The sequence below is a fragment of the Moorena sp. SIO3H5 genome, assembly GCF_010692395.1.
GTDB lineage: Bacteria > Cyanobacteriota > Cyanobacteriia > Cyanobacteriales > Coleofasciculaceae > Moorena.
Map to the genome: position 1 here is coordinate 1 of NZ_JAAHHS010000287.1, position 10,013 is coordinate 10,013.

A 10,013-nucleotide genomic window follows, 5' to 3' on the forward strand; every position below is an offset into this window, starting at 1 on the left:
GCCCTCAACCAAGCTCAAACATGGCTGCGGGATGTTAGAAAAGAAGAATTAGAAGAGTGGACAAACCATCTAAACCGTCTTTCCCTGACTCCCAATCAGAACTTCGATTGGTTATCCTGGTTTAGTAAGATGAAGCCAAAAGAACAGCCTTTCCAATTACCTTATTACTGGGCTGCTTTTTGTGCCATCGGGAAATAAAGCTCACTCCAGAAGATATCTCCTAATTTTTATCATGTCACCGACACCTAAAGATAGAATCGAAGCTTTTATTGATCTAATCAAATACCAACCATTTATTTTTTTAGACGAGAATAGAGTTGATTTAAAGCAACAAATAGATAAGTTTCCAGAAGATCTTGAATCCCTCTCAAATGCCATTTCTTCTTGGTGCGTCAAACACCCTGACATTTTTACGGCTTTAAGAGATAAACTAGATAGCTTAGATCGCATGTTGGTTTCAACACTTATTGGAAAACAAAAGGGTCCAGCTCAATCCAATCCCAAACCTCAACCCAAAGACTACAAAACACTCCTAAAAAACCAGGTGCGGGAAAGTTTCCCCGAAACTACTTCCGAAACTACTAAGGAGCAAAAACCATCAGACACTAGCAAATGAATCAAACACCCACAGCTTGGAAAGCACAAAATCCTAGCCTCACCCTCTACGCCTTTCAGCTTCGCCAAGACATCAGCAAAGGCAAGCAACAGGTGATGGACAATGCCGACCAACTGTGGGAACAATGTGTCGCCCTTGGGGAGCAACGTAATATCCAACTCCTCAAATCTCTGAAAACAGAACTCCGCTGCTACACTTACGATCCCAAAGATTCTCAGTACCACTACCATCCCACCAATGAAGACCAAGAAGCAACAGCAGAGGAAAAACCCTATCTAGATGATTGGCTGGAATTGGTGAGGAAAGACCCCCAATCAGATCAAGCCCGTCAGCTGCGTTTTCACAGTGAATCCGATCAAAATGGTCTGCGTTTGATGGGAGAAATTGATCCCTTGCGCATTCACGATACCTATGCTCTTGACCTGACCCTACGTTACCGTGAAACCGTAGAGTTAGCCCAGCTCAGTCAGCTCAATCCCACTGACCAAATCCAAGCCTCCATCGGACAGACCCTACTGCTATTTGTTAAACCAGTTAATGTGGAAGAATCCGCCTATGAGGACTTTGCTAATCACTGTGTTGCAGGGTTAGTCAAGGAAACAGCAGACCATCTCCAACTATTAGGAACTGGTCAACTCTTCGGTAGTCCTATTTTTGAATACGATAACGACAAAGAGAAGCCCAGGGAACGCTGTCACATTCTGGTGTGGTTACATTCTCATCCTGAAACCTTGAGCAAAACCGTCGAGGCTTATCACTCCTTGCTCAATTTGCTCTGTTGTCGCAGTAAAATACTTTACGCTTATTCTCAATCTCGCCACTGTCATGATAAAGCCTTGGAACTCTATAGGGAATTAGAGCAAAAGGTTGAGCAATTAGTCCAACCCCCTGAAGAAACCTTAGAGGAACTCAACCAGTGGCTCAAGCAAATACCCCAACGGGCATTTCACTATGCTAAATACCTCCGGGACATGGAAGACCACAGAACTGCGATTACTACCAACATCAAGAACTATAGATCCAGGTTAGAGAACATTAAAGCATTGAGTTTGCCCAAGGATGACCTGGGATTTCTACAAACCTTCCTTGACCGCACCTGCAAGCAATTTCAAACTCAGATTCAAGTAGACCTCAACTACCTTAGACCTACTCAACATTTATTTGAGCAGATGACTGCCACGATTCGGGGCATGATCGAGGTTAAGCAAGCAGAAAGCGATCGCAATAACGAAGCTGCTGCCCAAAAACGGGAACAAAAATTAGAACTAGTGATTACTACAGTCGGTACAGGCTTAGCGGTCAGCGGTATTTCGTCCCAAGTTGCCTCTGATGCTATTGAAAAAATTTTACCAGTTTCCAAACAAGCTAAAGACGCTAATCTTGCCAGTTATTTGGGCTACAGTTCCCTAGATATAGTATTTCATCTCCTAGTAGGCGTTATCTTAGCAACTCCTGTAGGCATTATTGCCTGGTGGTGGCGAAGAAAGTAAGTATTCAGCTCTCAGCTTTCAGCTCTCAGCTTTCAGCTCTCAGCTTTCAGCCATTGGCCACGCTAAGCCAACAGTTTATGGGGAAAGTCCCAGCGTCGAAGCCAAAGCCCACGGCTGACGGCTGACGGCTGACGGCTGTTGGCGTAGCCTGCGCGTAGCGCATATGCTTAAAGAGCTTCAGCCTCCCCACAGTCCCGACCTCAGACTCCCTTTAAGTTAAATTCAGTTTCCTTAGCAAGACCTTATCAAATTCTCAGTTAAGGGTCACTGCCTCCTCAGTTAAGACCTGCATTCTAGTAATTAGCGATGCAGCGCGGTCTTGGGGGTTTCCCCCATGAGCGACTGCATCAAGACAAGGAAAGCAGTTAAGCGAATCAACCCCAGGAGAAACAAACATGAAAGGTATTGTACTTGGCAGTTTAGGCACGTTATTGATTGCTACCGCTACCACTCCCGTCTTAGCATCAGAAATCGCTGCGAATTCTACTACTAGCCGTAACAATATAGTCGAAGTTCAACCCTTTAACCTGGTTTATCTCGGTTATCAAGGTTACTTTGCTGAGCAAGGTATTCCCAGTAATGCTGGTTTCATCACCGCTGTAAAAACCAAGAGAATTACCGCCAAAGACCTAGTAGCTAGTGCTATTAAAAGAGGAAGATTATCCCCAGAAACCATCAATGATTCTAGCTATCTAGCTTATGTGAATAGTCAACTATCCAACCTGGATAATGATTAATACTTACATAAGTTAAGAGCTACATTCTAGTAATTAAAAAAAAGCCGTTAACCAATTAAGCAAATAAATATTAGGAGAAACAAACATGAAAGGTATTGTACTTGGCAGTTTAGGCACATTATTGATTGCTACCGCTACCACTCCCGTCTTAGCATCAGAAATCGCTGCCAACTCTACTACCAGCCGTAACAATATAGTCAAAGTTCAACCCTTTAACCTGGTCTATCTCGGTTATCAAGGTTACTTTTCTGAGCAAGGGATTCCCAGTAATGCTGGTTTCATCAGCGCTGTAAAAACCAAGAGAATTACCGCTAAAGACCTAGTAGCCAGTGCTATTAAAAGAGGAAGATTATCCCCAGAAACCATCAATGATTCTAGCTATCTAGCTTATGTGAACACTGAACTATCCAACCTGGATCGGGATTAATACTTAGGTAAGTATTTAGCGGTCAGCGGTCAGCCGTCAGCCCTCAGCCCTCAGCCCTCAGCCGTCAGCTGATAGCACCTCAAGTAGCGTGCGCGTAGCGCATTAGCTGTTCGCGTAGCGTGGGCGTAGCGCATTAGCTTACGAAATCTCAACTCCTGGCTGGGGTTTCGATTTCACTATAGCGTTTATCATAGCTATGAGGTACACACTATTTTTTCCCTGCTCCCTGCTCCCTGCTCCCTAAAAACCAGAAATTTGTACCTCACAATTCGTATAATTGCTAGATCTAAACTATAAGTAGTTTTTAAAAAGTAAACAAAAGGTGTTTTATGAAAACAGAACAGTCACCTAATATCTTTGAGAGTCAGTGGCAACTCTATCAAAAAATACTGACTAACAATTACATGCAACACCGTGAAATTTACGGCATCTTGCACGCATTCCTAGTCAGCTACTTTCCAACCCCCTTCTCTATACTTGACCTTGGCTGCGGTGATGCTAGCTTCACGGCCCAGGCTTTAGCCAATACCAGGATTGCTTCCTACAAAGGCATTGACCTCTCTGAGCCAGCACTAGAGATTGCTCGTGATAACATGAATTCTATCCCCTGCGAACAGACATTGATTCAGGGGGACTTCTTTGAAGTAGTTTCTGAGTTGGCACAAAACCAGCAGGATAGCTTCGACGGGATTTTCAGTTCTTTTGCCTTCCATCACCTCAGTTTTGAGCAAAAAGATAGTATTATGGCAAAGCTGAGTAATCTCCTAAAACCTGATGGTGTTTTTATTCTGATCGATATAGTTTCCACAGATGGAGAAACCCGAGACACCTATCTCAGACGTTACCTAGAGGGTGTCTACCAAAACTGGGCTCAACTGACTCCCGAAGAAGTTTCCATGATCGAGGGTCATGTATTGTCTAGTGATTTTCCTGAAACCCAAACAACCCTGCAATCCCTTGCCCACAAACATGATTTTAATCGGGTTGAGTGTCTGTATCGGGATCCCCTCAACACTAGCCAAGTGTTGTGCTTTTACAAAAGTAGCGCTAAAAGCCCACTCCAGCTAGGGGTGGGATGAATGGATGCCAGCTTGAGGTAGAAGGCTCGAAAACTAACCTCAAGCTCAAAAATCCTCACAAATCAGGTACGGTAGGGAATAGGGAAACGGAGATCCGAAAGGGTCTCAAACCCTTGGAGACCTATCTGTAAGTGGGTTCTAGTTGAGTATGAAAATTATCAGCCTATTAGCTGCGATCGCAATATTTCTAATCTCGGGTTGTTCAAATCAATCCGCGTCAACACCACTAACGGTGACCATGCATTTGACTGATACCAAAGGCATTGGTGAAGAGATTGGCATTGTCAAAGCAACCCAAACCGAGAAGGGTCTGCAGCTAACCTCCAATCTGTCTGGATTAACTCCTGGAGAACATGGCTTCCATGTCCATACAAACCCTAACTGTGGTCCAGCCCAGAAGGAGAGTAAAGTAGTTCCTGGCTTAGCTGCTGGTGGTCATTATGATCCACAAAATACCGGCAAACACGAAGGACCATTCGGTAATGGTCATTTAGGTGATTTGCCAAGGCTAGTGTTTAATAAACAGGGTGTTGCTAACACTCCAGTCGTAGCCCCACGGTTAAAGGTTGCTGACCTTAAGGGTCACTCTCTTATCATTCACGCCCAAGGTGACAATTATTCAGACATCCCCAAACCCTTGGGAGGGGGTGGTGCTCGAGCGGCTTGTGGTGTGATTTAGCGACAGTTTTGTACTTTTCAGTTAACGGATCTAAGGGATGGGGAATTTGATATTCCCCATTTCCTATTAAATCCCTAAAGACTTTTGGATCAGCTTACTATTGGTTTTAATCAGTTCTTGTTGTTCTGGCCAGAATAATGTTGGCAATTCATCTATTGGAAACCACCCCAGCTGGTAACTGAGATGTGGATCAGTAGGAGTGCCGTCAATTTGATCAGTAATGAACAAAAAATAGTAAGTCTTTTTCCAACACTGTTTGGCAAAGTCTAATCGTTCCTTAACTCCCAGTTCAGCAATAAATTTTAGGTCATTTAAGCCCGCTTCTTCCGCAATTTCTCGCTCTGCGGCCTCTACAATAGTTTCTCCTGGTTCTACATGACCTTTCGGTAAAACGTATTCCAGTCTATTGCCTTCTTGAACTAGAGCAATGAATATCTGCTGCTCCCAACGGCGTGCAACAATGCCACCAGCGGAGGTAGCCTCAGAAACTCCAGGTGGTCGTTGGTACCAAGTTTCATCAATAATCATTTTATATAGCAATTATCATCACGAGTGAGGTACAAATGTCTGGGTTTTAGGGAGCAGGGAGCAGGGAGCAGGGAGCAGGGAGCAGGGAGCAGGTAAGAGGTAAGAGGGAAAAACTTCTGTGTAGCTGATAGCTATGAAAAAACCTGTATCATTCTTGGTTTTTAGTCAATTTAAAATGGAAATGAAAATTGTTAATTGACCATTGAAAGTTTGCAATTAACAATTAGCAATTAACAATTATCACTTAACAATTAACACTCAACTAATCTCTATTCCCTACTCCCTACTCCCTACTCCCTACTCCCTACTCCCTATTCCCTGTTCCCTATTCCCTAATATCTATGGAATCATCGAATCTCGTCTAACTTAGCACGCACTTTCTGGATATCTTGCCACATCATCCACTTTGGACTACCTGGATCTCGTTTCGGATTCCGCAGTAAGTAAGCAGGATGGAGAATTGGCATACACCACTTATGCCCTTCCCATTCCATCCAGGTGCCGCGAATTTTAGTAATGCCCTGCTTGTTACCAGTTAAGCCTTTTACTGCTGTAGCACCAGTGAAGAGAATAATTTGGGGTTCTACTAGGCGAATTTGTTCCAACAAGTAAGGTTTGCACGCCTCAATTTCATTAGGAGTAGGGGTGCGGTTACCAGGAGGTCGGCACTTGACCATATTACAAATATATACATCTTGTTCAGTATCGATTTTCACAGATGCCAAAATTTTCTCCAACAGTTTCCCTGCTCTGCCTACAAAGGGCATACCAGTCTCATCTTCTTGTTTACCCGGTCCTTCCCCAATAATCATAATTAGGGCCTTAGGGTTGCCACGTCCAATAACAGCCTGAGTGCGGGTAGCTCCTAATTCGCAGCGTTGGCAAGATTGACAGTGTTCTGTCAAGGATTCCATGGTGTCGTAAGTGCCAGCAGGAATAGGGATTTTGGCATCAGTGGGGATTAGCTCCCTTTGGACATTATTGGGCGGTGATGGGGTTAACTCTGACTCGTCAAAAAGACTAAGTTGTTCTCCGTTGGACATGAGGACTCACAGAAATTTTTGCAGGCATAAGGCATCTTACTACTAATAGTAGATTGAGGAGATTATTACCAACTAATTATTACAATTCTTTCTTTTGATACAGTAATCTTGACAAAAATCAGTAATTATAATACATATCAGGCAACTTCATGCCGGAGGAAGCCATGTACACTGCCCCGCTGTTTAGCGATCGCGCTGATGCCGGTGAGCAGCTTGCTCAAGCACTTATCCCCTTGGTGAGCAGGCTGCACGCTACAGGTATTGATCCAACACCTATTGTATACGCACTACCTCGGGGGGGTATCCCAGTAGCAGCACCAGTCGCTCAAGCACTGGATTGTCCGCTAGATATTGTAGTGGCAAAAAAAATTGCTACGGCTAGCAACCCAGAATTAGCAATCGGTGCGGTGACTTCCTCCGGAGTTGTACTGTGGTCTGGGCAAACGCGATGGCGAAACAAAAATGCTCAATGGCGGGAAATACTATTAGCTCAAGCTCAAGAAAAAGCCCAAGCTCAGCTAGCTCAACTCCAACCGGGTTGCCCGAAAACCAATCCTACTGGGGCGCTAGCGTTGCTGGTTGATGATGGCATTGCTACTGGGATGACCATAGCAGCAGCAACGGAAGCAGTAAAAGCCCACAATCCAGCACAGGTCTGGATTTGCACACCAGTGGCACCAGGAGGATTAATCAAGTGGTTATCAAAGTGGTGCGATCGCATGGTTATCTTACAAACACCGGAACCCTTTCTGAGTGTCAGCCGCTTCTACCTCAAATTTCCTCAAGTTCAAACCAAAGAAGCTCTGAGCTACTTACAGCAGCATAACTATAAGCATAACTATATTACAATATCAGAGTCCTAAGTCAACGCTAGCTTTGACCATTAACTAGCTGTTTTAATCTATGAGACTTTGGCAGTTTTGGTGGCGAACATTAGTGCTTTCAACCCAGTACAATCCACCAGAGTTCGTTGAATTAATGATGACCTCATTGGCAATGGCTTTACTAGCCACCTGGGGATATACCAGTGACTGGCCCTATCTGGTACTCAGTTCTAGCTTTGCCATGGGAGCAGCCGTATCCATGTGGGTAAGGGGTACAACCATGCCTTCCTCTAATTCCCGTATGGTGCAGGTCATCGCTATCCTGTTGCTCCTCTACAGCTTTTATGCTTTTTCTCACCTTTTGGATTACATTTAGACTCAAATGTGAACTGTAAATACTCTGGTGATACCGAATCCACTAACCAAATGCCATTATCAGAACAATAGAAGCTGTAACCAGCTTTTTGCATAGCTGCGGCATCAATAGCGAAAACTACAGGGCGACCATGCCTTGCTCCGACTTTTTTTGCAGTTGCCATATCCGTCGATAAATGGACATGGTGTCGCGACATTTTACACAAACCCTGGCGCAGAATTGACTCAACTGCGCGGTGACCGGTACCGTGATAAAGGACATCTGGTGGAACCAAAAGTTCTAGCTGTAAATCGACTTTCACCGTATGACCTTGATTGGCACGAATTCGGTTACCTGTGGAGTCGAAAGAAAAGCGCTTCTTGTCATTTTTGGCAACTACTTCATGTAATTCAGCACGGCTGATCCGAAAAGAATGCTTTTTACAAGCCGCCAGTAGTTCATCAACACCAACCCAGCCACCAGGAGCGAGTGTGATTCCAATTCTCTGAGGCTGGTGTCGAAGGTGCTTACTCAAATATTTACTTATTTTTATTAACCGAGACGGATTCATATTTATATAGAAATTTTTAATTTTTTGAGGTACAAATTCTTTGGTTTTAGGGAGCAGGGAGTAGGGAGCAGGGAACAGGGAATAGGGAATAGGTAAGAGTAACCCACAACTACTGCTCCCAGGAGGGAAAAATAGGTAATATAAAAAAACTGTCTAGCTGATAGCTATGAAAAAAAAATGTAAGTTTAAAACAGTGCTGATAAACATTATTAAAGACGGCGTTGTAACGCTTTTTTATACTGTTTTCATAAATTATTATTCCTATTCCCTGTTCCCTGTTCCCTATTCCCTATTCCCTATTCCCTGCTCCCTGCTCCCTGCTCCCTGCTCCCTATTCCCCACTTCTGGAATAACTCTAGTCGATATCATCCTGTAGTTCTTAATTGCAAGAGTAACCTTGAGAATATCCGAGCAATATTCCAAGCATCATCTCCTCCCCGGTGGTGAGTACCTTCCAGCGGTAAATTTAGTAAATCCAAAGCTTGTGCCATACCAACTTCATGGGGCAAAGCATAACTCATAGCAAACAAGGTCTTGATGTTGATATGTCTGGTGCCGAAGGGATATCTCAAAAAACGAGATGTACACTGTTTCTGAAATTGATTTCGATCATAATCTCCATAACTTGCCCACACTCGCCTAGCAGATAAATACTTATCCTGTAGAATTGAACAAGCTTCAACAAACGAAATTCCCTGGTCAACTTGCTCCTGGGTTAATGTAGTCAGTTTGGTACAAAATTTACTGACCCTTGAGCGTTCTGGTTTTACCAAAATACTGTCTTTTTCCAGGGGCTTTCCAGAAACAACATCCAATACACAAATGCCAATTTCAATGATTTCATTTTCTTCTCCTGGGGGTGGCTTACCTTGCCAACAGGTGGCTTCAACATCCACAACAATAATTTGGTCGAGTTTTTTGGACATATTAGCCTCCGGCTAGTTGAGGTTTGTCAGAATGCAGAATTAAGAATTAAGAATTGAGAATTGAGAATTAAGAATTGAGAATTAAGAATGTAGAAGACAGAATGTAGAATGTAAAATTCCAAATTATAAGAAGTTGTCTGAGAAGTCTAATTTGCTACATCCAAGCCCCCTAAATCCCCCGAGCGAGGGATTGCTCGCTCGGGGGACTTTTAGAAGCAAATTGACTCTTGTTCCCCCCAAAGTTGATACCGCTGGCGAACTTAATATTTGTTTACACATAGGTCAACCGGTCGGCGCAAGAGCAGCAAAACGAGAACATCGGGTAGCTGCAAATGGAACTCCGAGCCACCAATTAACCAAACGCACAATATTCATGGCACAAGCTGTGATGATGTGCTGCAAGTGGGTTTTAGTCAAACCGATATAGCGACATCGACGTAAGCCAAACGCTTTAATGCCCTGAGCTAAGGTACCTTCAATACCTGCACGCTGAGCATAGCGATGCTGGAAATCCTCTGTGGTTTGAGTCTGGCGAGCCTGTTGCAGGGCATTATGTTGGCGTTGAGGACGCAGGGTAATAGTGCGCCCTTGCTTTTTGGTGCGAGTACACAAGGGACGATGGAGACAAAGCTTACAAGTGGAGCTAGCAAAGCCTACTTTAATGAGGTAGCGCGGTCTTGGGGGTTTCCCCCATGAGCGACTACCGGTGATGTCATGACCACGACGGTCAGAACCAGA

Annotated in this window: 14 protein-coding genes and 1 pseudogene; 10 read left to right on the forward strand and 5 right to left on the reverse strand. The window is 44.1% G+C overall.

The annotated features are described in order from the left end of the window. The 8 genes and pseudogenes from F6K52_RS25350 to sodC form a co-directional block, all read left to right on the forward strand. Window positions 1-198, forward strand: a pseudogene (locus F6K52_RS25350) (CHAT domain-containing protein); the annotation flags it as partial. Between the two features lie 34 nt (window positions 199-232). Further along, complete coding sequence (locus tag F6K52_RS25355) at window positions 233-616, forward strand: hypothetical protein (RefSeq protein WP_293084621.1); 384 nt, start codon at window positions 233-235, stop codon at window positions 614-616. Then, window positions 613-2,106: a hypothetical protein gene (locus F6K52_RS25360; RefSeq protein WP_293084624.1), complete on the forward strand. Its 1,494-nt coding sequence runs from the start codon at window positions 613-615 to the stop codon at window positions 2,104-2,106. The genes F6K52_RS25355 and F6K52_RS25360 overlap by 4 nt, the downstream gene beginning before the upstream one ends. A gap of 395 nt (window positions 2,107-2,501) precedes the next feature. Further along, window positions 2,502-2,843 (forward strand): hypothetical protein, encoded by a 342-nt coding sequence (locus tag F6K52_RS25365; protein ID WP_293084627.1) that lies wholly within the window; start codon window positions 2,502-2,504, stop codon window positions 2,841-2,843. A gap of 85 nt (window positions 2,844-2,928) precedes the next feature. Then, complete coding sequence (locus F6K52_RS25370) at window positions 2,929-3,270, forward strand: hypothetical protein (protein WP_293084631.1); 342 nt, start codon at window positions 2,929-2,931, stop codon at window positions 3,268-3,270. Window positions 3,271-3,599: 329 nt separating this feature from the next. Continuing rightward, on the forward strand, window positions 3,600-4,349 hold the full coding sequence (locus F6K52_RS25375; protein WP_293084634.1) for a class I SAM-dependent methyltransferase: 750 nt from the start codon (window positions 3,600-3,602) through the stop codon (window positions 4,347-4,349). Beyond that, the gene (locus tag F6K52_RS25380) at window positions 4,346-4,480 is read left to right on the forward strand and encodes a hypothetical protein (protein WP_293084637.1); all 135 of its coding nucleotides are present in this window, start codon (window positions 4,346-4,348) and stop codon (window positions 4,478-4,480) included. The genes F6K52_RS25375 and F6K52_RS25380 overlap by 4 nt, the downstream gene beginning before the upstream one ends. Window positions 4,481-4,497: 17 nt before the next feature. After that, window positions 4,498-5,028, forward strand: a complete 531-nt coding sequence (sodC, locus tag F6K52_RS25385; protein ID WP_293084640.1) for a superoxide dismutase [Cu-Zn] SodC — start codon at window positions 4,498-4,500, stop codon at window positions 5,026-5,028. A gap of 66 nt (window positions 5,029-5,094) precedes the next feature. On the opposite strand, the gene F6K52_RS25390 is transcribed toward sodC, so the two are convergent. Together F6K52_RS25390 and F6K52_RS25395 are read right to left on the reverse strand one after the other, a co-directional pair. Continuing rightward, window positions 5,095-5,556, reverse strand: a complete 462-nt coding sequence (locus F6K52_RS25390) for an NUDIX domain-containing protein (protein WP_293084643.1) — start codon at window positions 5,554-5,556, stop codon at window positions 5,095-5,097. Between the two features lie 347 nt (window positions 5,557-5,903). Beyond that, window positions 5,904-6,599, reverse strand: coding sequence for a uracil-DNA glycosylase (locus tag F6K52_RS25395; protein ID WP_293084645.1), 696 nt, complete (start codon window positions 6,597-6,599; stop codon window positions 5,904-5,906). 164 nt (window positions 6,600-6,763) lie between these two features. Here F6K52_RS25395 and F6K52_RS25400 point away from each other — a divergent pair, with 164 nt between their 5' ends. Then, window positions 6,764-7,462 (forward strand): phosphoribosyltransferase family protein, encoded by a 699-nt coding sequence (locus tag F6K52_RS25400; protein WP_293084648.1) that lies wholly within the window; start codon window positions 6,764-6,766, stop codon window positions 7,460-7,462. Between the two features lie 278 nt (window positions 7,463-7,740). Here the strand turns inward: F6K52_RS25400 and F6K52_RS25405 are convergent, their stop codons facing one another. Next, complete coding sequence (locus F6K52_RS25405; RefSeq protein ID WP_293084651.1) at window positions 7,741-8,349, reverse strand: RNA 2'-phosphotransferase; 609 nt, start codon at window positions 8,347-8,349, stop codon at window positions 7,741-7,743. A gap of 193 nt (window positions 8,350-8,542) precedes the next feature. On the opposite strand from F6K52_RS25405, the gene F6K52_RS25410 reads away from it, so the two are divergent. Next, the gene (locus F6K52_RS25410; protein WP_293084654.1) at window positions 8,543-8,725 is read left to right on the forward strand and encodes a hypothetical protein; all 183 of its coding nucleotides are present in this window, start codon (window positions 8,543-8,545) and stop codon (window positions 8,723-8,725) included. On the opposite strand, the gene F6K52_RS25415 is transcribed toward F6K52_RS25410, so the two are convergent. Both F6K52_RS25415 and F6K52_RS25420 read right to left on the reverse strand, forming a co-directional pair. Then, entirely contained in the window at window positions 8,715-9,275 is a 561-nt protein-coding gene (locus F6K52_RS25415) for a 3'-5' exonuclease (protein WP_293084657.1), read from the reverse strand. The genes F6K52_RS25410 and F6K52_RS25415 overlap by 11 nt on opposite strands. A gap of 282 nt (window positions 9,276-9,557) precedes the next feature. Then, window positions 9,558-10,013, reverse strand: a 456-nt coding sequence (locus F6K52_RS25420) for a transposase (RefSeq protein WP_293084660.1), incomplete at its 5' end; no start/stop codon positions are given.

Coding starts and splice junctions, on each gene's coding strand:
- sodC (WP_293084640.1), top strand. CDS start 4,498: ATGAAAATTATCAGCCTATTAGCTGCGATCGCAATATTTCTAATCTCG.
- F6K52_RS25380 (WP_293084637.1), top strand. CDS start 4,346: ATGAATGGATGCCAGCTTGAGGTAGAAGGCTCGAAAACTAACCTCAAG.
- F6K52_RS25395 (WP_293084645.1), bottom strand. CDS start 6,599: ATGTCCAACGGAGAACAACTTAGTCTTTTTGACGAGTCAGAGTTAACC.
- F6K52_RS25365 (WP_293084627.1), top strand. CDS start 2,502: ATGAAAGGTATTGTACTTGGCAGTTTAGGCACGTTATTGATTGCTACC.
- F6K52_RS25405 (WP_293084651.1), bottom strand. CDS start 8,349: ATGAATCCGTCTCGGTTAATAAAAATAAGTAAATATTTGAGTAAGCAC.
- F6K52_RS25355 (WP_293084621.1), top strand. CDS start 233: ATGTCACCGACACCTAAAGATAGAATCGAAGCTTTTATTGATCTAATC.
- F6K52_RS25370 (WP_293084631.1), top strand. CDS start 2,929: ATGAAAGGTATTGTACTTGGCAGTTTAGGCACATTATTGATTGCTACC.
- F6K52_RS25390 (WP_293084643.1), bottom strand. CDS start 5,556: ATGATTATTGATGAAACTTGGTACCAACGACCACCTGGAGTTTCTGAG.
- F6K52_RS25360 (WP_293084624.1), top strand. CDS start 613: ATGAATCAAACACCCACAGCTTGGAAAGCACAAAATCCTAGCCTCACC.
- F6K52_RS25400 (WP_293084648.1), top strand. CDS start 6,764: ATGTACACTGCCCCGCTGTTTAGCGATCGCGCTGATGCCGGTGAGCAG.
- F6K52_RS25375 (WP_293084634.1), top strand. CDS start 3,600: ATGAAAACAGAACAGTCACCTAATATCTTTGAGAGTCAGTGGCAACTC.
- F6K52_RS25415 (WP_293084657.1), bottom strand. CDS start 9,275: ATGTCCAAAAAACTCGACCAAATTATTGTTGTGGATGTTGAAGCCACC.